23 protein-coding genes and 3 pseudogenes are annotated in these 22,945 nt (G+C 64.4%); 10 read left to right on the top strand and 16 right to left on the bottom strand.

What is annotated here, in order from left to right; translation table 11 throughout:
* Positions 1–3: 3 nt before the first annotated feature.
* Positions 4–1,071 (bottom strand): purine nucleoside permease, encoded by a 1,068-nt coding sequence (locus C484_RS13180; RefSeq protein ID WP_006826414.1) that lies wholly within the window; start codon positions 1,069–1,071, stop codon positions 4–6.
* Positions 1,072–1,177: 106 nt separating this feature from the next.
* Between C484_RS13180 and C484_RS13175 the strand changes: the two genes are divergently transcribed.
* Positions 1,178–1,756: a SprT family zinc-dependent metalloprotease gene (locus C484_RS13175; RefSeq protein WP_006826413.1), complete on the top strand. Its 579-nt coding sequence runs from the start codon at positions 1,178–1,180 to the stop codon at positions 1,754–1,756.
* Between the two features lie 81 nt (positions 1,757–1,837).
* Positions 1,838–2,377 (top strand): hypothetical protein, encoded by a 540-nt coding sequence (locus C484_RS13170; protein ID WP_006826412.1) that lies wholly within the window; start codon positions 1,838–1,840, stop codon positions 2,375–2,377.
* A gap of 24 nt (positions 2,378–2,401) precedes the next feature.
* Here the strand turns inward: C484_RS13170 and C484_RS13165 are convergent, their stop codons facing one another.
* Positions 2,402–3,163 carry an HAD family hydrolase gene (locus C484_RS13165; RefSeq protein WP_006826411.1) on the bottom strand — a complete coding sequence of 254 codons (762 nt, stop codon included), beginning with the start codon at positions 3,161–3,163 and terminating at the stop codon, positions 2,402–2,404.
* 125 nt (positions 3,164–3,288) lie between these two features.
* Here C484_RS13165 and C484_RS13160 point away from each other — a divergent pair, with 125 nt between their 5' ends.
* The gene (locus C484_RS13160) at positions 3,289–4,155 is read left to right on the top strand and encodes an HFX_2341 family transcriptional regulator domain-containing protein (protein ID WP_006826410.1); all 867 of its coding nucleotides are present in this window, start codon (positions 3,289–3,291) and stop codon (positions 4,153–4,155) included.
* A gap of 29 nt (positions 4,156–4,184) precedes the next feature.
* Here C484_RS13160 and C484_RS13155 read toward each other — a convergent pair whose 3' ends face one another.
* Positions 4,185–4,772, bottom strand: a complete 588-nt coding sequence (locus C484_RS13155; protein ID WP_006826409.1) for a hypothetical protein — start codon at positions 4,770–4,772, stop codon at positions 4,185–4,187.
* Positions 4,773–4,968: 196 nt separating this feature from the next.
* Here C484_RS13155 and C484_RS13150 point away from each other — a divergent pair, with 196 nt between their 5' ends.
* The gene (locus C484_RS13150; RefSeq protein WP_006826408.1) at positions 4,969–6,183 is read left to right on the top strand and encodes a 3-dehydroquinate synthase II; all 1,215 of its coding nucleotides are present in this window, start codon (positions 4,969–4,971) and stop codon (positions 6,181–6,183) included.
* 76 nt (positions 6,184–6,259) lie between these two features.
* Here the strand turns inward: C484_RS13150 and C484_RS13145 are convergent, their stop codons facing one another.
* The 3 genes and pseudogenes from C484_RS13145 to C484_RS13135 all read right to left on the bottom strand — a co-directional run bounded on the left by C484_RS13145 (position 6,260) and on the right by C484_RS13135 (position 8,765).
* Positions 6,260–6,715 (bottom strand): DUF7575 domain-containing protein, encoded by a 456-nt coding sequence (locus tag C484_RS13145; RefSeq protein ID WP_006826407.1) that lies wholly within the window; start codon positions 6,713–6,715, stop codon positions 6,260–6,262.
* Between the two features lie 149 nt (positions 6,716–6,864).
* Positions 6,865–7,587 (bottom strand): type I 3-dehydroquinate dehydratase, encoded by a 723-nt coding sequence (locus C484_RS13140; protein WP_049915450.1) that lies wholly within the window; start codon positions 7,585–7,587, stop codon positions 6,865–6,867.
* A gap of 103 nt (positions 7,588–7,690) precedes the next feature.
* A pseudogene (locus tag C484_RS13135) lies at positions 7,691–8,765 on the bottom strand (transcription initiation factor IIB).
* Between the two features lie 215 nt (positions 8,766–8,980).
* Here C484_RS13135 and C484_RS13130 point away from each other — a divergent pair.
* The 3 genes and pseudogenes from C484_RS13130 (at position 8,981) to C484_RS13120 (ending at position 10,688) form a co-directional block, all read left to right on the top strand.
* Positions 8,981–9,523 carry a DUF84 family protein gene (locus C484_RS13130; protein WP_006826405.1) on the top strand — a complete coding sequence of 181 codons (543 nt, stop codon included), beginning with the start codon at positions 8,981–8,983 and terminating at the stop codon, positions 9,521–9,523.
* 193 nt (positions 9,524–9,716) lie between these two features.
* The gene (locus C484_RS13125) at positions 9,717–9,938 is read left to right on the top strand and encodes a DUF7123 family protein (RefSeq protein ID WP_006826404.1); all 222 of its coding nucleotides are present in this window, start codon (positions 9,717–9,719) and stop codon (positions 9,936–9,938) included.
* A gap of 78 nt (positions 9,939–10,016) precedes the next feature.
* A pseudogene (locus tag C484_RS13120) lies at positions 10,017–10,688 on the top strand (HAD family hydrolase).
* Positions 10,689–10,734: 46 nt separating this feature from the next.
* On the opposite strand, the gene C484_RS13115 reads toward C484_RS13120, so the two are convergent.
* The 4 genes and pseudogenes from C484_RS13115 to C484_RS13100 all read right to left on the bottom strand — a co-directional run bounded on the left by C484_RS13115 (position 10,735) and on the right by C484_RS13100 (position 14,764).
* Positions 10,735–11,373 carry a winged helix-turn-helix transcriptional regulator gene (locus tag C484_RS13115; RefSeq protein ID WP_006826402.1) on the bottom strand — a complete coding sequence of 213 codons (639 nt, stop codon included), beginning with the start codon at positions 11,371–11,373 and terminating at the stop codon, positions 10,735–10,737.
* Between the two features lie 204 nt (positions 11,374–11,577).
* A pseudogene (locus tag C484_RS13110) lies at positions 11,578–12,851 on the bottom strand (SPFH domain-containing protein).
* Between the two features lie 65 nt (positions 12,852–12,916).
* Positions 12,917–13,693 (bottom strand): NfeD family protein, encoded by a 777-nt coding sequence (locus C484_RS13105; protein ID WP_006826401.1) that lies wholly within the window; start codon positions 13,691–13,693, stop codon positions 12,917–12,919.
* Between the two features lie 99 nt (positions 13,694–13,792).
* Positions 13,793–14,764: a sugar phosphate nucleotidyltransferase gene (locus C484_RS13100; protein WP_006826400.1), complete on the bottom strand. Its 972-nt coding sequence runs from the start codon at positions 14,762–14,764 to the stop codon at positions 13,793–13,795.
* Positions 14,765–14,921: 157 nt separating this feature from the next.
* On the opposite strand from C484_RS13100, the gene C484_RS13095 reads away from it, so the two are divergent.
* Both C484_RS13095 and C484_RS13090 read left to right on the top strand, forming a co-directional pair.
* The gene (locus C484_RS13095) at positions 14,922–15,215 is read left to right on the top strand and encodes a transcriptional regulator (RefSeq protein WP_006826399.1); all 294 of its coding nucleotides are present in this window, start codon (positions 14,922–14,924) and stop codon (positions 15,213–15,215) included.
* 296 nt (positions 15,216–15,511) lie between these two features.
* Positions 15,512–15,886, top strand: a complete 375-nt coding sequence (locus tag C484_RS13090; RefSeq protein ID WP_006826398.1) for a DUF7344 domain-containing protein — start codon at positions 15,512–15,514, stop codon at positions 15,884–15,886.
* Here C484_RS13090 and C484_RS13085 read toward each other — a convergent pair whose 3' ends face one another.
* The 6 genes from C484_RS13085 to C484_RS13060 all read right to left on the bottom strand — a co-directional run bounded on the left by C484_RS13085 (position 15,887) and on the right by C484_RS13060 (position 21,738).
* Positions 15,887–16,372, bottom strand: a complete 486-nt coding sequence (locus C484_RS13085; protein WP_006826397.1) for a Rieske (2Fe-2S) protein — start codon at positions 16,370–16,372, stop codon at positions 15,887–15,889. It abuts the gene before it with no gap.
* 73 nt (positions 16,373–16,445) lie between these two features.
* On the bottom strand, positions 16,446–17,357 hold the full coding sequence (locus C484_RS13080) for an aminotransferase class IV (RefSeq protein ID WP_006826396.1): 912 nt from the start codon (positions 17,355–17,357) through the stop codon (positions 16,446–16,448).
* Positions 17,354–18,085: an anthranilate synthase component II gene (locus C484_RS13075; protein WP_006826395.1), complete on the bottom strand. Its 732-nt coding sequence runs from the start codon at positions 18,083–18,085 to the stop codon at positions 17,354–17,356. Before C484_RS13075 ends, C484_RS13080 begins: the two co-directional genes overlap by 4 nt.
* A complete protein-coding gene (locus tag C484_RS13070) occupies positions 18,078–19,898 on the bottom strand; it encodes an anthranilate synthase component I family protein (protein ID WP_006826394.1) in 1,821 nt (606 codons plus the stop codon). The genes C484_RS13075 and C484_RS13070 overlap by 8 nt, the downstream gene beginning before the upstream one ends.
* A 129-nt stretch (positions 19,899–20,027) precedes the next feature.
* Positions 20,028–20,837, bottom strand: a complete 810-nt coding sequence (locus tag C484_RS13065; protein WP_006826393.1) for a helix-hairpin-helix domain-containing protein — start codon at positions 20,835–20,837, stop codon at positions 20,028–20,030.
* Positions 20,838–20,922: 85 nt separating this feature from the next.
* Positions 20,923–21,738, bottom strand: a complete 816-nt coding sequence (locus tag C484_RS13060) for a shikimate dehydrogenase (protein WP_006826392.1) — start codon at positions 21,736–21,738, stop codon at positions 20,923–20,925.
* Between the two features lie 110 nt (positions 21,739–21,848).
* On the opposite strand from C484_RS13060, the gene C484_RS13055 reads away from it, so the two are divergent.
* Positions 21,849–22,907: a calcium/sodium antiporter gene (locus tag C484_RS13055; RefSeq protein WP_006826391.1), complete on the top strand. Its 1,059-nt coding sequence runs from the start codon at positions 21,849–21,851 to the stop codon at positions 22,905–22,907.
* The last annotated feature ends 38 nt before the right edge of the window (positions 22,908–22,945 follow it).

The following is a 22,945-nucleotide window of genomic DNA, read 5'->3' as shown; positions in this document are numbered from 1 at the left end:
TTTTCAGGCCGAATCCGTCCCGATCCCGAGCGGATCGCTCGCCACGAGTTCAGTCACGACCGTACGACCGACCCGGGCGGCGTTCTCGCGTGCTAGGTCGAGACTGGCGGCGGTGCCGTCGAAGCTCTCTTCGACGGTCTCGCCGGGAGCCGACCGGTCGTAGTTCGCGACCGCGCGCACGCTCAGGTACCGATCGAGCAGGCCGAACCGATCGAGCGCGGTCGCCGTCGCCGCGTCCTCCATCTGGGTCGTCAGGTAGGGCGCGACGCCGTAGGCGTCACAGAGCCACGCGACCTCGCGGGCGTACCGCGGGCCGTGCCAGAACTCGTCGCCGCAGACGGTCGTGCCCCGCTCGACAGTCGGCCCCGCGGTCGGCGCGTCGCTGAACTCGTACTCGTCCTGATAGGCGCGGGCAGCCGGATCGGAGTCGAGGGTCGCGTCGGCGGCGGCCTCGAGCGCCGCGTCCACGAGTTCGGTGTCGAGGCGGTGGACGTAATCGCGCGGGCGGTACGCGAGGAGGTCGAGGCCGGCGGCGGGATCGGTATCGGCGGCAGTACCGACATCCCCGTGCGCATCGCCACCGTCGGACGCGCCGGTCTGGGTCCGATCCCAGCGATGCTTTCGGTCCCAGTCGACGACCGAATCAGCGATCACGACGGAGCCGAGGGCGACCCGCTCGGGCGGCCCGCCGGCGATGCCCGCCGAAACGACGTACGCGGAGTCGAGTTCGAAAGCGGGCGCGGCGAGCAGCGCCGTCACGGTCGTCGCCGCGTCGCTCTTGCCGATTCCAGTTGTCGTGATCGCGACGCCGTCCGCGGTCAGGTAGAGCGGCGTCTCGGTGCCCGGAATCGAGAGCGCGTCGGTCAGGTCGGCACGCTCGAGCCAGGGACGGCGCTCGGCCAGCGGCGGCTCGGCGACGGCGGGAAGGACGAGTGCGGACGGTCGGATGAACTCGTCGGGGTCCGGACTGCGGGGCTCCGGAATGTTGGGGTTGAGATCGGGATCGCGATTGGGAACGGGATCTGGGTCGGGGTCGGATTCAGAGTCGAAGCCGGATCCGGAATCGGTCATGCGAGTGGGATCATCGCGAGCGGCCAAAGACGCTCCGGAGGCCGGATGAGCCGATGTACTGATCGGAAGAATTTCACGCTCCCCGTCCGTTTGCCACCGCGTACCCGTGACCGACGGAGAGGACAACCGGTTGACGATCGACGACGAGATCATCGCACGCGCACGGATTCACGCCCGCGACGTCCTCGCCGATGCCGACTTCGAACTCGACCTCTCGGCGCTCGAATGGACCGTCTCCACCCGGGCGAAACGCCGCGCCGGCGCGTGTCGCTGGCACGCCGACCGCGAAACCGCGACCGTTATCCTCGCCAGACGCGCCTACGACCGCTACGACTGGCCCGAGTTCGCCGGCATCGTCAGACACGAACTCGTCCACGCCTGGGAGTTTCGACGCTTCGGCGAATCGGGACACGGCCCGCGGTTTCGCGAGCGCGCAACTGAACTCGATGCCCCTCGCCACTGTCGCGCGTTCACCGAGCCGCGGTACATCCTGCGGTGTCTCGCCGCCGACTGCGACTGGACGGCACAGCGCCACCGGGCCTCAAAGCCCGTCCGCTCTCCGGACGGGTATCGCTGTGGGAACTGCGGTGCGGCTTACGAGGTCGAACACACGGCCAGCGGCAGAACGTGGACGACCGCAAGCGAGTACGGTGGCGCGAAGACGGCACTCGGCGACGAGTGGTAACACACGCCTGCGGGGCGACCGAGACGATACCGCCGATCCGACCGCGGAACACTTATTCGCCTCTCGCTACCTGTTTTAGGTATGGGACTACTCGAGTTGATGCTGGGTCAGTCGGGCCCCGGCGAACAGGGGACCGAAGGCAACTCCTATACGCTGCCGAAGGACACCCACGAGTTCGTCTATCCCGTCGCCGTCAGGCGGGACGAACTGGAGGCCTTCGCCCAGTTGATCGAGGCCGAAGCCGACGCGCCGTATATAGAAGAAGAGACCGACGAACTCCAGGATGTCTTCGACGACGTGCTCGGTGACGCCGGCATCGACGCAACTGAACTCGTCGAGCAAAAGCGACAGACGCGGCGCAAAGCCGAGTCCGTGATCGAGCACTGGCGCGAGCAGGTGACGACGGATATCGCCACGGTCTACGCCCCGCCCGGGACGGACGAGACGCTGCTCGCGTTCACGAAACTCTGCAAGCAGCGCGACGAGGAGGCAGACGACCCCTTCGACCTTCCGGAAACGTTCGCCGACGCGGCGGCGTTGCTCAAACGCCTCCAGGATGCGACCGACAGCCAGTATCGGGCTGTCGTTCACACGGATCTTCTGGAGTCGAATACAGCGTAGCCGGGGCGGCGTCTCACGAAGACCTCAGAGGATCGTTTCGAACGTCTCCAGCGAGGAGAGTTCGTACGTCGGTTGAAGTTTGCGTTCGTGTGCCGTTGGGCCGTCGCGTCGTGTTGTGCGTTCGTTCTGGGTTTCGGTGTCGATATCAACCCAGGCCGAATCGAGGCCCATCGCGTTGGCACCGCCGATGTCTGCGTGGAGCGAGTCACCGATGTGGATTGCCGTGTCCGGCGTCGCCTCGAGCGCCGCGAGGGCGTGTTCGAAGGGGGCCGCGTCGGGTTTGGGGAAGATTCCGGCGTCCGGGTCGGTAAAGACGCGAACGTCGAAGGCGTCCTCGATGCCCAAGGCCCGCAGTTTCTGCGTCTGGGTTTCCCGGCCGCCGTTCGTGATGAGCCCGACGTGTCCCAGATCGCGAGCGCGTTCGAGGGCCGCCTTCGCACCGGGGCGAAACCGGACGGCCGTCGGGTCCTGGATTTCGAGATACGAGTCGGCGAGCCGCACTGCAGCGTCGTGACGGAGATCGAGATCGGGACTGGAACCGGGTGCGGACCCGTTTCCTGAATCCGTCACCGTCCGATCCACGACTTCCGTAAACAGCGCCTCGTAGAACTCGCGAGCCGTCCCGGTCGTCGGCAGCGCCGGAATCGCGTCCCTGAGATCCTCAGGCGTACAGAACGGATCGACGCCGGCTCGATCGAACGTCGACGCGAGTACGGTCTCGGGGTCCTGCGTCGCCTCGCAAAGAGTTCTATCGAGATCGAAACAGATCGCATCGTAGGCGGCCATCTATCCCTCGTAGGAACGCAACCGTTCTCAACGTTTCGCCGTCCGTCACCGGAGAGCAGGACCGACCACAGCGCTGAAAATTTCGAGACAACAGGTGTTATTTCGACGCCACGTCTCCTCAGCGTATGGACGTGGTGAAACGAGTTCACATCGTGCCGCTCGGCTACGAGTACGATCGGATCTGCGAACCGATCCGAACCCAGCGTGCCGACCTGGTCTATCTGCTCGAACCGACGGCGGACACCGATGAATCTCGAACCCAAGCGGCGGACACCGAGGTCGCCGAGGACTCCCACCGACGGACGACGGACAGTTCCCAGGCGACCTATCACGACGACCTGCGCACTGAACTCGACGCGATCGTTCCCGAGGTGCGGACGTGGGCGTGTGATCTGACGGACGTGTACGCCGTGCTGGGGGCCGTGACGACGATCGCCTCGAAGCACCCGGACGACGACGTTTCCGTGAACGTTTCCGGCGCGGGAACGATCGCCGCGATCGGGGCGACGATCGCGTGTATGGACGGCTCGACCGACGCGCGAGCGTACTACGTGGAACCCGAATCCTACGCCCACGACGGCAGACGGGAACCGGCCTCGACCGGCATCGCCGCAGTCGAACGGCTGCCGACGTATCCGGTCGACTCGCCGACACCCGACCAGGTCGCGATTCTCGGGTTTCTCCGCGATCCGGGCGAGTGGGACGGGTTCCACGCGGATCGGACCGCGCCGCCGAAGAAGAAAGACCTCATCGAGTTCGCGCGGGATCGGGGGCTCTCGTTCATGGCCGATCGCCAGTCGCCCGAGGAGCGGGCCGGCGAGGACAAGGGTGCCTTTCGCGTCCTCGATACGCACGTTCTCGACCCGCTAGTGGCAGACGGGTACGTCACGATCGAGTCGGTCGGCCGCCGTCGCGTCGTCTCGCTCACGGAGCAAGGGGACAACGCCTACCGCGCGTTCAAACACAAGCTCTCGGCAGTCGATGGGGAATGAGACTGCGGCGAAACAGAACGGATGACGGCTTAGCGCTCTTCGACGACCAGTGCGTGGAGTTTCGTCCCGAGCCGAGCTAGCTCGAGATCGCGTCGGATGCGGGCGGCGTGGGTGCGAAGGGCTCGTTCATCGAGGCCGATTGCGTCGTCATCGGGGCGCGTGGTCGCTTGCTCCGCCCGCCCGAGGAGCCAGGGCGCGGCAGCAGCGAGTGCAGGGCGGCAGTTCGGACGGGGCTGCGTCGCGGACCGAACCGCAGTCAGCAGTTCCTCCGTCACGATGAGGTGCCGGCGGAGCGTTCGAATCTCCGCGGCGTCAGCGGGTGGGGTCAGATGGCTCGCAATCATCGCGTCGGCTCCCCGAATCGAATCGGGGTCGACGTCGAATACGGCCGCAAGCCGCTCGCATTCGAGTGTCGCGTGTCGACTGCGCCGACTCGCGAGTCGAATCGCACCGAGGACGGCGGCGGTGTGACCGAACTCGAATGCGGCCAGTTCTCCCGCATGGTCGAACGCAGTCCCGGCGACCTCGCCGAGCGCGTCGACATCGAGGCGACTCACTGCCTGCTCGACGGAAACCGACTCCGCCGTCTCTTCGGGTTTGAACTGACGCTGACCCATACAAAAACGCAGTACCGGTAGGATATTATTCACTTCTACGAAAGTATCGTTACCATCGTTACTATCAGTACTATTGCTATGATCATGACAACTGTGACGAGCGACGCAAACCTACCGGTCGCCGTAGGGTGTTGTACTGTCGTCATCGCCTGCCAGATCCGCCACGTTCAAGCCGGTTCCCACTGACCGTCGAGTCATGACACGATCTGTCTGGATCAAAGCCGACGACACCGTCGGCGACTGGAACGACCGCCGTGCGCGGATTACCGCCGCGCTCGAGGCCGGCGCGGACTGGGTGCTGGTCGACGAGGACGACGTCGAACGCGTGCGTGAACTCGGCGACATCAATATCGCCGCGTTCCGAACCGATGGCGACGTGACACTGGTCGACAACGCCGAGGCCGACGACACCGACGAGGACGGCGACGCTGAACTCGCCGCGAGTTCAGCGGCCGACCCCGACGCGATCATCGTCGGCAAGAACGGCGAGGGCGACGCGACGATCGATCTACCGAACGACTTCTCGGGCTCGGCCGACCTTTCGACGCTCCGGCGGAACGGCGATCTCGACCGCGGCGCGTACGTCCGCATCCTCGATACGGAGTACGAGGCCTTCGCCGAAACGGCCGCCGAGGAAGGCGAGTACACGATCGTCATCGGCGAGGACTGGACGATCATCCCGCTCGAAAACCTGATCGCCCGCATCGGCGACGAAACCGACCTCGTCGCGGGCGTGACCAGCGCTGAGGAGGCAAAGACCGCGTTCGAAACGCTCGAACTCGGCTCCGACGCCGTCCTCCTCGATGCCGACGATCCGGACGAGATCAGACGAACCGTCGAGGTCCGCGACGAGGCCGAACGCGAATCGCTCGACCTCGAGTTCGCCGAGGTGCTCGATGTCGAGCAGATCGGCAGCGCAGATCGGGTCTGCGTCGATACCGGCAGCCTGCTCGAACACGACGAGGGGATGCTCGTCGGCTCGATGAGCCGCGGGCTGGTCTTCGTCCACGCCGAAACGGCCGACTCGCCATACGTGGCCTCGCGCCCGTTCCGGGTCAACGCGGGAGCGGTTCACGCCTACGTTCGCACACCCGACGGGGGAACGAAGTATCTCTCGGAACTCCAAAGCGGCGACGAGGTTCAGATCGTCGATACGGACGGGAACACGCGCGAGGCCATCGTCGGCCGCGTCAAGATCGAGCAGCGGCCGATGTTCCGCGTCGCCCTGGAAACGGACGAGGGCGACCGAATCGAGACGCTCCTCCAGAACGCGGAGACGATCAAGGTAGCAACGGCGACCGGACGGACGGCGGTGACTGAACTCGAGGCCGGCGACGAACTCCTCCTGTACTACGAGGATACCGCTCGCCACTTCGGAGAAGCGGTCGAAGAGAGCATTATCGAGAAGTAGCCGGGTCGGCGGTCGTCGTTTGATGTTCGCCGTTTGATGTTCTCCGCTCGTTGGTCGTCATTTGACGGTCGGCAATTCAGTGGTTTCGAGACTCGTCCGTCGCGTTAACGGCACCTGCCGTCTCACCCTCGCCGGCGGGCGGCGACTCGAGTCGAGTCGTACACCAGTGACAAAACGACAGGTCCTCGTCGAGTTCTTTGCCGCAGGTTGGACAGGTCGGCCCGTCCGCGTCGTTACTACCCCGGCCGGGCGGGACTCCCAGCGCGCGGAAGGTCGCATCGATTGCGGCAAACAGCGCGATAAACGAGAAGAGGAACTGGGTGATCCGCTCGGTTTCCTGGGTTGCGATCGTCATACTATCGGCGAACGAATCAGCCGCAGCGATTTCTGCTGTCGGCAGGAAGAACAGTCCAGCAACGATAAACAGCCCGCCGAAAGCGAACGCGCGAAGCCAGTCCCGAAGCAGCGCGTGGCCGGCTCCAGGGACGAGAAGAGAGATCCCACCAATAACGAGCGCACGAAGCCAAGTCATCGTACTTAGTCCTCGGAGTGCCAGCCCCTTAACATTCCGATTCGTTTCGATAGTCACGCACGAGAGATGGTCACTGAGAACGGACCCTCCAGCCGGGATGGAGATGCCTGCAGCCGGATCGTCCCGTTCGAGCGGCGAAACGAGTCAGTTCACGCAGCCGAGGGGGAAGCTGCCTGCAGCCGCTCGACGAGTTCGGCGAGCGTCTCGAGGTCGTACTGACCCGGTGCCGTCGCCCGCTCGGGGACGACTGGAGCATAGCCGATCCGCGAGCCGTAGACCGGGGCGACGGCTCGGGTATGGCTTCCGGCTTCGCCCATCGCCATCGTTGCCACGTCGTGTCCGGCGGCGGTAAGCTGGTGTGTCACCGTGAGCACCGCCAGCGCATCCTCGCGATCCGCAGCCGTTACGGCGAGTTTGCCCACGTCGCCGTACTCACAGGCCTCGGTAAGCGTCTCACGCATCTCGACGGCACGCGGCGTCGCCTCGAAGTCGTGGGCGGAGACGACGACACTCACGTCGCGTTCTCGTGCCGCTTTGCGGGCGTCAGTCGCTGCCGTCGCACCCGCCCGAAGCGACTCGAGTTCGATATCGATCGCCTCGACGGCGTCGAATCGGGCGGCTGCGGCCAGCGTCTCGAGTCGGCCGTCGTCCGCCGCCTCGCCGCCCTCCCACGCGGCCCGGTTCGTGGCGAGAATCGGCACCGAATCGGGCGTGGACGCGACCCGCTCGTCGTACGCCTCGAGAGCGGCAAGTGGCTCACTCGCCAGATCCATTCTGAACTCGATCGCGTCGGCGAACTCGCGGGCGGCCGGTTCCTCGCTGAGATCGGTAGTCGACGCGGCGAGCGTGAACGAATCGAACTCGAGACCCATACCGAGAACGTAGACGAGCGTGAGAAAAACGGTGTCGGTCCGGCGAGTGTTGCGAGAGAAGCGCTGATGCAAAGTTGCTGCCAACCGAATCAGGAGAGACCGATTACGCCAGTCCGAGCGTTTCCTCGGCTTCGAGGAGTTCGTGATAGCGGTTCCGGATGGTCACTTCGGAGATGTCCGCAACGTCGGAGACGGCGGCCTGCGTGGTCTTCTCGTTGGTCAGCAGTGCGGCGGCGTAGACGGCCGCGGCGGCGAGTCCGACCGGGGACTTGCCGGAGTGGACGCCCTTTTCCTTGGCGTTCTGGAGGAGCGCGCGAGCGCGGTGTTCGGCTTCGTCCGAAAGGTCGAGTCCCGACGCGAATCGCGGAACGTAGCTCTCGGGGTCTGCGGGCTGGACTTCGAGTCCCAGTTCGCGAACGACGTAGCGGTAGGTGCGAGCGATTTCGTTTTTCTCGACGCGGGAGACATCGGCGATTTCGTCGAGCGAGCGGGGAACGCCGGCCTGGCGGGCGGCGGCGTAGACGCAGGCGGTCGAGACGCCTTCGATCGAGCGACCAGGAAGGAGGTCTTCGTCGAGTGCGCGTCGGTAGATAACGGAGGCTGTCTCGCGGACGTTCGTCGGCAGGCCCACTGCGGAGGCCATGCGGTCGATTTCGCCCAGCGCCTGCTTCAGGTTGCGTTCCTTGGAGTCACGGGTGCGAAAGCGTTCGTTCCACTTGCGAAGGCGCTGCATCTTCTCGCGCTGACGGGAGCCGAGCGAGTTCCCGTAGGCGTCTTTGTTGCGCCAGTCGATGTTCGTCGAGAGCCCCTTGTCGTGCATCGTGTTCGTCGTGGGTGCGCCCACGCGGGACTTCTCGTTTTTCTCGGCGGCGTCGAAGGCGCGCCACTCGGGACCGCGGTCGACGGAGTCCTCCTCGACGACGAGCCCGCAGTCCTCACAGACGGTNCTCGTTTTTCTCGGCGGCGTCGAAGGCGCGCCACTCGGGACCGCGGTCGACGGAGTCCTCCTCGACGACGAGCCCGCAGTCCTCACAGACGGTTTCGCCGTGTTCGTCGTCGACGACGAGGTTGCCTGCACATTCTGGACAGACCAGGTCGCTCTCTTCGGTCTCGGTCTCCTGTTCGGCCGTCTCCTGTTCGCTACGCCGTACTCTCGTGTTTGATGATGTGTTTGTCATACGGTGGCAAATACTGCCCGGACAGGCGATTGCAAAAGCCCGGACGGATTCGTTACCTACCCCGTTCCGGGACACACGGGTTAAGGATTTCGGAATCTGCGCTTGACACCGCTCGAAAACGCGTAATTCGTCCGAACAGGGATGATAGATGACAATAGAACAAGCGGCCGAACCGAACCGGCCAACCCAAGTACGAACGGCCCCCACTGCCGGCCATGAACGTCGTCGTTGGCAGCACGAATCCGGTCAAAATCGGGGCCGTCGAACGGACGCTCGAGCGGTTCGAGCCGACAGTTACGGCCGTCGCGGTCGATTCCGGCGTTTCCGAACAGCCCTGGTCTGTCGAGGAGACGATTACCGGCGCACGCAACCGCGCTCGTCGTGCGTACCGGGTGCTGGCGGACAAACCGGACAGTGAGCCACCCGACTACGGCGTCGGATTGGAAGGCGGCGTTGCTCGGTTCGACGGCACGGATAGTCTCTCGCTAATCATGTGGGCAGCCGTCACGGACGGCACGCACACCGACGTCGGCAGCGGCCCGTCACTGCGTCTCCCCGACGACGTGACCAGTCGTCTCGAGGCCGGCGACGAACTCGGCCCGGTGATGGACGACCTGCTCGAGACGACCGGCGTCGCCGAAACGGAGGGAGCGGCGGGCGTCCTGACCGACGGGCTCACCGACCGAACGCAGGCGCTCGCGGAGGGCGTCGCGTGTGCGTTCGGACCGTTTCTGACCGGCTACTACGATCGAGAGTAGCCCACGAACCTGATGGTCAGCCACACCGGAGAGTCAACGCGCTGAACGTATTAACTGGACGTACCAACTTCCCCTTTCGAGACGATTATCGATCTATTACTTCCCCCTGAAACCGCACGCAGGCGGCGGGTTAACTTCACGTACCAAACCCCCTAAGGGAATCACCGCCGTGCCGAGTAGTATGAGCACCGCAATGGCCCCCGACCTCACGAGCAAACAACGCCAGATCCTGCAGTACTTCCGGGAACACGCAGCCACGAAAACCTACTTCAAATCCCGACTCATCGGACAGGAACTCGGCATGACCGCAAAGGAGGTCGGCTCGAACATCAGCGCCCTGCAGGAAGACAACTGCGACGTCGAAATCGAGAAGTGGGGCTACTCCTCGAGCACCACCTGGAAGGTCAGTCTCTAAGGCTGCCACCCTCACCGCCCACGGGACACCTGTTTCCCTCGCCTTTATTCGCTCCTCCGTCCACCTCGTTACTACCGAATGCCACTCCCGATCCTCTTCGATATGGACGGCATCATCCTCGAGGGCCCGCGAACCAGCCCCCAGGTGTACGCCGACGCCGTCGACGCCGCCCTCGCCGAACTCGATGCCACACCGTCACCCGCCCAGCGCCGCGAGCTGAGACGACACGATACAACCCACCTCTCGGAGCACTGCACCGCACTCGGTATCGATCCCGACCGGTTCTGGGCACTCGCAGAACGATACGCCTCCGACGGAACCCACGACCGACTTCGATCGGGTGACCGAGGCCGCTACGACGACACTATCGTTCTCGACGAACTCGCCGAACGCACGACCCTCGGCCTCGTCACCAACAACCGCCACCAGACCGCCTAGTTCGTCGCCGACCACTTCGAGTTCGAGTTCGATGTCATCCGCGGGCGCGACCCGACCATCGACGGCTACCGCCGCCGAAAGCCAAATCCCTACTACATCGAAGATGCCCTCGCAACACTCGGCATCGACGACCCACGGGGCCTCTACGTCGGCGACTTCGAGAAAGACGTCATCGCTGGCACCGCTGCCGGCCTCGAGACCGCGTTCGTTCGCCGCCAGCACAATCGCGACCTCGATTGCCCTGCCGACGCGACCTACGAACTCGACTCACTGACCGAATTGTCGACGCTACTCGACGACCTCGACCGCTGAGTGCCGAGTGCCGAGTGCGAACTCGATTCGAGTCGGCACGTGCCGGTTAGAACTCGCGCGCATCGCCCGCATAGTCATAGGCCAGATGCTGATCCGCGTCCCGCGCGAGTCGCATCGCTCGCTCGCCAAACGAGTCCGCGTGGCGCACGACGAGCAAGAGCACCGTCGTCGGGCGCTCGACCGTATAGCCACCCTCGCGGGAGAGCAGTCCCGCCTCCTCGAGTTCACCCGCGTACTTGCTTACCGTCGGGGCGGACACGGCGAGTGCGTCCGCGAGATCGCCGCCGGTCGCGTCCGGGTCCGAGAGGAGTTCGACGAGCATGCCGCGAGGGGTCTCGCGGCGAAGGTAGCCGAGTGCGTGTTTTTCGAACTCGTCGAAACGGTTCGCGAGGACGAACCGTTTGTAGTCGCCATCCCGGTAGCGCTCGATGGTTCCGGCGTCCGTCAGGTGACGCAGGTGGTGTTGGGTTTCGCCGGTTCCGAGCTGGAGATCATCCCGGATTTTCGAAAAGTGTGCACCGGGTGTCGTCGAGAGGTAGCCGGTGATCGCGTCGCGAGCGTCGTTATCGCCCGTTTCAGCCGACGCTGTCTCGGAGAGGCCAGCAAGCGGGGAAGCAGCACCAACGGCGGCAAAGCGGCGCAAGGTGGCTCGTTTCTCGTCGTCGACCCCGTCGGACGATGTCATGAGTGTCTATCGTCCGAAAGGACCTGTACCGTAAAACAGGTTTCGCTCCCTCACTCGAATTGAAAGCGAAGACAGTCTCGTTTCTGAAGCGGTTGCGTCTCGGGCGGGACGAAAAAGTCGGCTGCACTCGGAGCAGCTGCCCGAGTTCAGTTTGGATTGCCGCGGGTTGTGTGGGCTGAACGGGAGCGATTCAGCGATTAGGTATCAGTTAGTCGTCGCTGAATCGTCCGTTTCCGATGAGTCGCTCTCGCTTACAGGAGCGCCGCCGTCGGTCTGGCCTTCCTGGAACTCCTGGTCCATCTCTTCGATGACATCGTCGGGATCGGAGATGCTGGCAGGGTCCTGGCCCTCCTTGATCGCCTGTGCTTCCTGTTCCATCGCCTCGACATCCATATCGGCCTCCTGGTCGATTTCGCCGATGATCTCGCTGATGTCGTCGAGACCGATCAGTTCGCGAGTCTCCTCGTCGAATCCGAGGCTCTCGAGTTCGGTGCCGTCTTCCTTGACGTCGCTGCCGGAGAGGTGTTTGCCGTAGCGGCCGAGCATCGAGGAGAGTTCCTGCGGGAGGACGAACGTCGTGGACTCGCCCTGGCCGATATCGGCGAGCGTGTCCATGCCTTTGTCGATGACGGCGCGTTCGCCCATGGATTCGGCCGAGCGANCTCGCCCTGGCCGATATCGGCGAGCGTGTCCATGCCTTTGTCGATGACGGCGCGTTCGCCCATGGATTCGGCCGAGCGAGCGCGCAGGACGGTCGAGATGGAGTCACCCTGCGCTTCGAGGATCTGGCTCTGCTTTTCACCCTGTGCGCGGATGATCTCGCTCTGTTTGTCACCTTCGGCCTTCTCGACGGCGCTGCGGCGTTCACCCTGTGCTTCGAGGATCATGGCGCGGCGTTTACGCTCGGCGGAGGTCTGTTGCTCCATCGCGCGCTGGACGTCCTTCGAGGGGTTAACTTCGCGGACTTCGACGCTCTCGACGCGGATACCCCACTCGTCGGTGGGTTCGTCGAGTTCCTGGCGGATGCGGGCGTTTATCTCCTGGCGCTTGTTGAGCGTGTCGTCGAGTTCCATGTCGCCCAGGACGGCACGGAGGGTGGTCTGGGCGAGGTTGGAGACGGCCTTCTTGTAGTTGTCGACCTCGAGGAACGCCTTCTTGGCGTCCATCACCTTGATGTAGACGACGGCGTCGGCCGTGACGGGCGAGTTGTCGCGGGTGATGGCTTCCTGGCGGGGAACGTCGAGTGTCTGCGTTCGCATGTCGAACCGGTAGGTGTTCGAGACGAACGGCGGGACGAAGTTGATACCGGGTTCGAGGAGTTTGCGGTACTCACCGAAGACGGTGAGTGCTCGTTTCTCGTACGCGTCGACGATCTCGATCGCACTGAGAAGTGCGGCGATGACGAGGACGAGGACGAGTGCACCGAGGAACAGTGCAATAGTACCGGCGGTCTGCAGGGGGAACAGTTCTACGACCATAATCTGCCCTTGTGGCGGTGACGGGAAAAGTGTTCCCGTATTTACCTAAGGCAGCCGAACTCACCTCAAGAGTGGTCTGTTTCGGAGAGAGATTCGTTGAGAACGGATGATGATTGGGACTGAGACCGGGGCTGTGTGTCCGTATCGGCATCGGCGTCCACATTGTCCTTGTCCCTGCCATCACTCTCTCTATCGCCACCGCCATCGCCATTGTCATTGTCATCGCCCTCGAAATCGGAACTCGACGAGCCGGTCGTCGTCTCCGTGTCGGTACCAGCGTCGGTACTGTCATCGTCGACCGCCTCCGGTTCGGTGGCCTCGCGTTCGGCATCCGTAGACTCCGTCGCGAGCGCCCGATCGATTTCGTCCTCGCCGATCGATCCGAGCGATTCGACCGTCAGGACGTTGCCGCCGCCCGGATCGATGACGATGACTTCCTCGCCCTCCTCGATCGTGCCGCTGGTCGTCCGGGCGCTGTAGAACGGCGCAAAGCCGCCATCGTCGAGTTTCACCTCGCCGCCACGGGTCGAGACCGTCTCGGTGACGTAGCCCGTCGAACCCGACAGGGAATCGGAGTCGGACGTCTGGGCCGTCCCCTTCCCGCCGTAGAAGTCGAACTCGTTGTAGATGTAGGCGGCGACGATCCCGAATCCGAGCGTCAGTGCTGCCAGAACGAACAGGTTCAGGGGCCCCGGGAAGAGGACGCCGATCAGCCCTGCACCGACCAGTGCGACACCGATAACGATGAGATGTGCCCCGGGGGAGAGGGCCTCGAGCAGCATGAGGATGAGACCCACCGACAGGAGCAACAGCGGCGCGTTCCCAGCAAGGGCATCAAGCATGGCTGATGCTACGGGCTCACCCCGATTAAATGTTTACTGCTGATCATGCTTCTCTCCTGCATCAGAACCAGGGGAAACGAGTGCTACGCGGGCTGAATACTAGGGCGAACCGTTTGTAATCGTCGTGTGGGCCCCGATGAGCGCGCCCGCCAGATCGAGATCTTCGAGATACGTCCCCTCGTCGATGATCGACCGACGGATATCGCCGTTCTGGACCGTCGCCGACGGGAAGATGACGGCGTGGTCGACCGTCGTTTCCTCGAGCGTTACGTTACCCATCACGTGGACGTTGTTACCGATCGTGACGTTCTCGAGCGTCGCCGAATCGGCGATCAGCGACTCGCCGTCGAGGTGCCAGGAGACGGCGTCGAGATAGCTCTCGGGCGTCCCGATATCGAACCACGCACCCTCGAAGGTGTAGGCGTACGTCGACTCGCGGTTCTGGAGCCACTGAACGAACCAGCCGGGCTCGTCCGGGTTATTCCCCTCCTCGAGATACGTCGAGAGCAAGGAAAGCGAATCCCGTGGAAACGCATAACAGGCGATCGAGACGAGCGTACTCCGCGGATCGTCGGGTTTCTCCTGGAAGTCGACGACGCGGTCACCCTCGAGTTCAACCAGGCCGTAGGATTTGGCTTTCTCCCGCGAACCGACATCGTAGGCGGCAAGCGTCGGCGCATCCTGTTCCTGGAAGTAATCGAGGAAGTCGTCGATATCGAAACTGATCAGGTTGTCGCCGGCGATGATCAGCAGGTCGTCGTCGACGTTCTCGCGGTCGATCAACTGGGCCAGCGCGCCGACGACGCCGAATTTGTCGTCCTCCTCGGTCGTGTCCTCGATCGAGAGTTGGGGTTTGTCGAACTCGCTGTCGGCGAGGTGTGCCTCGAAGTCGGCGGCGAATCGCTCGTTCGTACTCACGAACACCTCGTCGATTCGCTCGTCCGCTTCGAGTTCAGCGAAGATTCGGTCGATCACGGTCGAGTCACCGATCGGGAGGAACATCTTGGGCCGATGTTTCGTAATCGGCCACATGCGAGTTGCATAGCCACCTGCGAGGACGACGGCCTTCATGAGAGCGTGTTCATCTGCTGGATGTAAGTTACTTACCCTTTCATGAACCGCCCCGGCTCTATCGGGCGATTCGGCGGTGCTGCTTATTTCCAGTAGTAGTGAGGGCCACTGTGAGGAGAGCGCCAAACCGATAACAGTTGGGTGCGAACCAGTCCGTATGCGAGAGGCCGACGAAACGACCCGGCAGCGACTCGCCGACGCGCTTCGCGCCGAGCCAGCGACGCCAAGTGAACTCGCAGTGCAACTCGAGCTGACGCCGGAGGCAGTACTCCGGCATGTCGAACACGTTTCTCGGTCGGTCGATCCAACGGACGAACAACTCCTTGTTGCACCACCGCAGTGTCGAGACTGCGGGTTCGAGGAGTTCGACGACCTGGTGAATCGCCCGTCCCGGTGTCCCTCCTGTAAGAGCGAGTCGGTCACGGAGCCGACGTTTACGATCGAGTCGTGACACTGTAGCTGAGCGTCTCGAGGGACAGTGTTCGCGGCCCAGACCGCGTCACTGCCCGCGCTCGAAACACTCACGGAGACCGATAGATAAGGAATCGAGAAAAATCTACCCTCACTTCGACACTAATATTTAGTGGGGTCCCGAGAAATGGGGACACAGTCTCGAACACGCGATCGAGATTCCCGTTCAGATCGGACCCATGCGACTGCCCACAGCGAGGTCCCCACGCAACTGCCCGCGGAGACGGCCACACACAAACACCCACCGCACGCTACCCACAGCACCCACTATCACACATGACTGCAACCTCTCACTCAGCCGTCGACTGCGCCGAGTTCATCCTCGCAGCCCTCGACTGGCTCGAGGCTCGCGACGACCTGACGGACCCGACAGCCATCGATGACGCGTTCGAACTCCTCGCCAGCGAACGACGGCGCCTGTTTCTCGAGGTGATGACCACTTACGAGGACGATCTGACCCTGCCCGACGTGGCGGAGGAGGTTGCCGTCCGCGAAACTGACACGACAGTGGCCGAGCTCCCGGCCGATCGCGTCGCGGAAACGTATATCTCCCTGTATCACGACCATCTGCCGCGGCTCGTCGACGCCGGCCTCATCGAGTACGACCAGGAACGCGACCTCGTCCACCCCACCGCGATCCGAACGCCCTAGTTAGAACTCGACGTTCGAGGTCGACGTGAGATCGTCGTCCGTCTCGACCGGACCGCGGCCGACGAACTCGTAGTCGTCGTCGGTAAGGTAGACGGCTCCATCCTCGACCGTCACGTCGAGTGCAGCGAGCGTCGCGCCCTCGCAGGGACCGTACGTACACAGCCCGGAGTCAGCCTCGAAGTACGCCCCGTGGTTCTCACAGACGAGTTCGTCATTGCGCATGGCCGCACCGGAGCCTTTGTCGAGTTTGATGTGTGTAAAGTGCTGGCAGAAGTTGAGCCAGCAGGCGACCTCGAGTTGCTCACCGGATTCGACTCTGGTTGCGACGAGGATCGCCTCCTGCTCAGATTCAGGCGCGTTCGCACGACCGTCGCTTGCGGAGTCGGTCGACTGGTCCAGTGTCCGTTCTGCAACTCGAAACAACAGCGTCGAGTCCCTCGGTACCTCGGAAAGCGCTGCGATCCGCCGCTCGGCGTCAATCCCCATCGGAACGCAGTTTTGAGCGCCGCGTGGTCAACGTTTCGACTCAGCAAGCCGCTGCTGGAAGCAGTCTCGCGCCTTAGAGCCAGTCGCTCCCACCGGGTAGCGAATAACACGTCCGCTCGACGAGTTCATCGTACAGCCCCGACAGCTGTGCCGTGATCGGCCCGCCGCCGATAGGGGTTCCGTCGAGGCTTTCGATCGGACGCAGTTCCCACGTCCGGTTCGTGAGAAACGCCTCGTCGGCGCCGGCGACAGTTTCGAACTCGTAGGCACCCGTTCGAACCGGCACGTCGGTCGTCTCGGCCAGTTCGAGGACGAGTTCGCGCGTGATGCCCGGAAGCACCGAGCCGTCGGTCGAGGGGGTATAGAGGATGCCGTCCCGGACGAAAAATAGGTTGCTCGTCGCACCCTCGGCCACGAAACCCTCGGTATCGCACATGAGCGCCTCGTCGGCCTGCGAATCGGCGGCGGCGAGTTCAGTTCGAGCGAGGATGCCGTTCAGGTAGTTGTGCGTTTTCGCGCCCGACGGAAGCGCGTCGTCGGGAATTCGCCGCGTGTCGACCCGTCGAACGGTCGCCGGTGCATCCCAGACCGGCCGCCCATCGAGACCACCGCGAGGGAGCGGGCTGACGTAGACGACGACGGTCGGGTCGACGTCGGACCGAGGCGTCAATTTGCCGGGCTGGACACCCCGTGTAATCGAGAGGCGGACGTAGGCGTCGTCGAGTTCGTTTGCGTCGAGGGTGGCCCGGATGCGCCGGTGAAGGTCGTCGTCCGACAGCCCGTGGTCGAGCGAGAGCGCCTCGCAAGTCCGTTCGAGGCGATTGACGTGGCGATCCCACTCGAAGACCGTGCCGCCGTAGGCGCGAAGCGTCTCGAAGGCGGCGTCGCCGTAGCGAAAGCCGCGGTCGTCGACGCTGACAGTGGCCTCGCTCGCGGGAACGAGTTCACCGTCGACGTGATACTGGTGCTCGGATCCGTCAGTCATCGGCGAGCCTCCGTGTTCGAGGGGGCGGCTGCGAGCCGGCAGAAGTTTTCGATGAGTTGTTTACCGAGTGCAAGCGTGATGTCGTCGCCGGTATCATTGCCGTCAGGGGTGTCGGTGTGAGGATCGTGGTCGGTCGTCGATTCTGCTGCCGCCGGGCGCGTCAGAATGCTCTCCGGATGGAACTGCACGCCGAAGTGGGGCTTCTCGCGGTGACGGACCGCCATCGAGATACGCCGATCGTCGGTCGTCCGTGCGGTTTCGACGAGCGACTCCGGCAGCGCGTCGCGCTCGACGGCGAGGGAGTGATAGCGCCCGACCTGGAACTGCGCCGGGAGGCCGGCGAACACGCCCGCGCCGTCGTGGCTGATCGTCGACGGTTTGCCGTGGACGACCGACGGCGCGTGGCCGACCGGTGTCCCGTGAGCCGCACAGAGGGCCTGGTGTCCGAGACAGACCCCGAGGATCGGGTAGTCGGTTTCGGCGAACAGCGGCACTGAGACGCCGGCCTCCCGCGGCGTTCCCGGGCCGGGAGAGACGACGATTCCCGTCGGGTCGAGTTCGCGAACGGTATCGAGATCGAGGGCGTCGTTGCGGCGGACGAGCACCTCGCCGGCGTCGGGGACTGCGGCCGCGTGCGATGCCGAAACAGCCTCGCCGACGTACTGGACCAGGTTGTAGACGAACGAATCGTAGTTGTCGACGACCAGAATTCGGATCGGGTCAGTCACGCGACTCACCGCCGTTCGGGTTCGGGTTGGTGTTCGTGTTCGCGTTTGGGTTCGCATTTGCGTTTGTGTCCACCGTGTCGGAATCCTCCCTCTCGGCGTCGAGTTCCATATCGGCTCGGTCACCCAGCGCCTCGTCGACCGCGTTCAACAGCGCGCGGGCCTTCGCGAGCGTCTCGTCGTACTCGCGGTCGGGGTCCGAATCGTGAACGATCCCCGCGCCGACGCGGAGATGGAACTCGTTTTCGTGACGGACCAGCGTCCGGATCACGATGTTGAGGGTCGCTCGGCCATCGAACCCGAAGATGCCGACGCTTCCCGTGTACGGGCCGCGACGGGTTGCCTCGAGTTCGTCGATGAGTTCCATCGTCCGGGGCTTTGGCGCGCCCGTAATCGTGCCGCCTGGAAACACGGCTGCGACGGCGTCCGCGAGCGATACCCCCTCTCGGAGCCTGCCGGTCACATCGGAAACGAGGTGCATCACCTCGGCGTAGCGGTCGACCCGGCGGTACTCGGCCACGTCGACGGAGCCGTACTCACAGACCTTCCCCAGGTCGTTGCGTTCCAGATCGACCAACATTGCGTGTTCGGCGCGCTCCTTCTCGTCCCGCCGCAGGTCGGCCTCGAGTTCGGCGTCCGCGGCCGGCGTCTCTCCGCGCGGTCGCGTGCCCGCGATGGGTTCCGTTCTGACGAGGGCACCGTCGCGCGCGTGCCGACCGCGTCCACGAGCAGACGCCGAGCGCTCGAGCAACAGTTCCGGGCTCGCACTCACCAGATCGACAGCGCCGAACTCGAGCAAGCAAGAGTAGGGAGCCGGATTCACGCGGCGGACGGCGTCGTAGGCCGCGACGGGATGGACCGCCGCGGGGGCGACTAACCGCTGGGAAATATTCGCCTGAAAGGTCTCTCCGTCCCGAACGGCCGCTTTGACCCGACGGACGCGTTCGGCGAACGCCTCGCGGCCACACTCGCTCTCGAAGGTCGCCGCGGGCGTTTCGACCGGCGGCGCTCCGACCCCCGGATCACCCTCTCGAATCCGACCTGCGAGTTCGAGCGCGCGCTCGCGACCGTACTCGTAGGCGGCCCCGAGTTCGTCCTCGGTCGGCCCGAACCGGAACCGGGGCTCGTTCGCGCGGGCGGCGACAGCAGCTGAACTCGTCTCTGCTTGTCCCTGTCCCTGTCCCAGTTCCTGTTCCTGTCCCACTGTGCCGCCGTCGATCAGCGGGCACGCCGTAATCCGGAGCGTCACCGCATCTTCGGTCGGGGCCTGCCAGGACACCAGCCGGTCGTACACTGCGACTTCGAGCCGGGGCAGTCCGCGGTCGTCGTCGGCCGCGTTCGGCAGCGCTTCGAGTTCGCGGGCGATGTCGTAGGAGAGCCAGCCGATTGCGCCGCAGGGGACGGGAACGTCACAGTCGCCGCGAGCGAGGGTCGTCCCCGCGAGCAGGGACTCAAGTGCGGCGAGTGACGGAGAGCCGGCGTCGTTCGACCTGGTGACCGCCTCGCCACCGACCGTCACCCGATCGATCGGGTCGATACCGAAGTATCCCCACCCGGACTGCCCGCCGGTGGTCTCGAGAACGGCACTTCTCGGCCGGCCGCCTCCCGCGTCGGTGGTTGCGTTGAACTCGTCTCTCGAGAGACGTGCGCGGCGGTACGCAAGGAACGGGTCCGAAACGGTGAGTTGGACTTCGACCGGCACGCGAACGCACGGATCACGTGTCGTCGGCGTAGCGTCGCCATCCGTCGAGTGCAGTGACTCGCGGGCGACAGCTCGAAAGGCCGCACGCGAGGTGATGACACGCGGGTCGCACATAGCCGTTGAGAGGAGCCAGTACCCTAATCATGTTGCGATTCATACAGCGGTCCAACGTGAGCCAGGAAGACGAGAAGCGAGAGTTCGAAGATGGATCCTCGCCACCAGCCGCTTGCGGTACTTCCAAATTTAGCGGACTTCAGCCCTGTCGATCCAGCCCTGGATCCGCGTTTCGGAGATGTCCGTCGCGTCGGCGAGTGCGGCTGCATCGGCGTCGGCGAGTTCGGGGATGGTGTTGACGCCGGCACCGGCGAGTCGGTCGGCGTAGGCCGGTCCGATACCCTTGATATCCGTGACCGGATCGGCCTGTTCGGCGGCGGCATCGGGCTCGGCCTGTTCGATGGGGTCGTCGTCCTGTTCCTGTTCGGCTGCCTCGTCGGCCTCGGGTTCTTGCTCCTGCTCGGGCTCTTCTATCGGTTCCTCATCACCCTCCGCTCGTTCCGAAAGATCGGGCGTCTTGTCCGCTGTCGGCGCTGCATCCGTCTCCGTCGGCCCTGTTGCCTCGGCGGGTTCGGCTGCCTCGTCGGGTTCGTCGGGCGTCTCGGTTACTGACCCCGTCGACCCAGCAGCGCTCGTTTCGGCTGCGGCCGATTCGGACTCGTCGGCGTCAGCGTCGGCGTCGGCATCAGTCGCGAGATCAGTAGCAGTGTCAGCGTCAGTACCAGTATCAGCATCCGCATCAACATCGCCTGTCTCACCATCATCAGCCGCAGACGCTTGCTCGGTCGACGAAGACGACGTGGACGACGTGGACGACGCGGACGACGGTGCTGGCGTACTCTCGGCACCAGTATCGTCTGCTGCCCCTCCCTGTTGGTCACCTGCCCGTTCCCGTTCCCGTTCCCGTTCGACCGTCACACCGACTTCCCGAGACCCCCGGTGATCTGAACTCGAGTCGCCGAGACCCAACAACGACTTTAGCTTTTCGAGGAGTGCCATTGTCCCGACATAGTCGTCTCTGTCACTTAAATTCGTCTGATACGACAGGCCTGAAACGCAGGAATTACCGCGCTCCGCGCCGGCGCTACAACCGTGACCGCAACGCCTCGTTCATCTCATCGACCGGAGCATCGCGGTCAGTCCATAGTTCGAACGCCTCGACGCCCTGATAGAGCAGCATCCAGGCCCCGTCGACCGTCTGCGCACCGATCGCCGCGGCATCTCGAAGCAGGCGCGTCTCGAGCGGCCGGTAAACGGCATCCATCACGACGAGTTCAGCGTGGAGCGCATCGGCCGGCACCGGCGTGGCGTTGTCTTCCATGCCGACGCTGGTGGCGTTTACCAGCACGTTGGCCTGCGTGAGGAGGGAGTCGAGTGTGTCATCGGCGAGGTCGTGACCGGTCGCACCCGGCACATCGGCGGCGAGGTCGTGGGCCGTCGACTCGGTGCGGTTGGCGATCGCAACGTCAGCGCCCGCGTCCGAGAGCGCGAACGAGATCGCGCGGCCGGCACCGCCGGCACCGACGACGACGGCAGTGGCGTTTTCGATCGTGACCTCGTGCTCGCGGAGCGCGCGCAGCGCACCCGCGGCGTCGGTGTTATATCCGGTCGGCTGCTCGGTCGATGCATCCGCGAAGTCGATCGTGTTGACCGCCCCGATTCGCGCGGCCAAATCATCTGGCTCGACAAGATCGAGCGCGTCCTGCTTGAACGGGATGGTCACGTTCAGTCCCGTGATTCCGAGCGCCGCTGCGCCGTCGATCGCGGCGGCGAGCTCGTCCGAGTCGGGTTCGAAGGTGACGTAGCGGGCGTCGAATCCGAGTTCGTCGTAGGCGGCCTCGTGCATCGGCGGCGAGAGCGAGTGGCCGACGGGATTGCCGAGCAGTCCGAAGACGTCCATAGCCATGTCTGGCTCTGGTTCGACGCGGCGAGGGTATAATGGGTGTGGCTTCGACGCGGCGGAGATTTCGTCTCGAATCGCTTATACCCCCCTCGTGAGTACCACCGGTCGTGTCTGGCGAAACCCTCCTGCCGATCCTCCTGCTCGCGGCCGGCGTGGTCGCCCTCTATGTCGGCGCTGAACTCCTCGTCGCCGGAGCCAGCCGGCTCGCGCTGGGGATCGGGATCCGGGCCGCGACCGTGGGCGTCACCGTCATCGCGTTCGCGACCACCGCACCCGAACTCTTCGTGTCGACCATCGGCGCGCTGAACGTCTCGACCGACATCGGACTCGGCGCGATCGTCGGCTCGAACATCGCCAACATCGGCCTCGTCCTCGGCGTCTCGGCGCTCATCCGTCCGCTGCCGGTCGGAGAAACGGTCATGCGTCGCCACGTCCCCGTCATGGGACTGGCCGCGCTCTTACTGGTCGTTCTCGGGCTCGACGGCACGCTCGGGCGCATCGAGGGGATCGTCTTCCTGCTCGTACTCGCCGGGTTCACCGGCTACCTGCTGCACAACGCCGGGAACGATCCGATCGCGATGGACGAGCTTCCCGACGATGTCGCCGACGGCGAGGCCGAGAACGACGACAGCGCTGCGGACGCCACCGGCCGCGATACCGCCGACGCGACGAGCGCAACCGACACGACGGACGCGACCGCCAGTACCGCCACCGCAAGCGGCATCACCTTCCGCGACATCGCACTCGTCCTCGCCGGCCTGCTCGCGCTCCTCGTCGGCTCGCGCTGGCTCGTCTCCGGCGGCACCGACCTCCTGTCCGCACTCGGCTTCTCCGATCTCTTCATCGGCCTCACCGTCCTCGCCCTCGGCACCTCGCTTCCCGAACTCGCCGCCTCGGTCGTCGGTGCGATCCGCGACGAAGCCGGCTTCGCCATCGGCAACGTCGTCGGCTCGAATATCTACAACATCCTCGCCGTCCTCGGCGTTGTCGCCGTCATCACGCCCATCGACATCGCGCCCGGAACGCTCCGATTCGAGTTCCCCTTTCTCGTCGCCGTCACCGTCATGGTCGTCGGGCTCATGGCCTACGGCCGGCGTCTCACGCGCCGCGACGGCGTCGCCCTCATCGCCGGCTACGGCGTCTTCATCGCCCTGCTCGCGCTCTGAGACGCGGACGAAAGGAAAAAGCGAAAGCGGGCGACTTA

Source organism: Natrialba taiwanensis DSM 12281 (genome assembly GCF_000337595.1).
Taxonomy (GTDB): Archaea; Halobacteriota; Halobacteria; order Halobacteriales; family Natrialbaceae; genus Natrialba; species Natrialba taiwanensis.
Note: the sequence above shows the minus strand (reverse complement) of the source record. Positions and strands in the feature narration are given on the sequence as shown.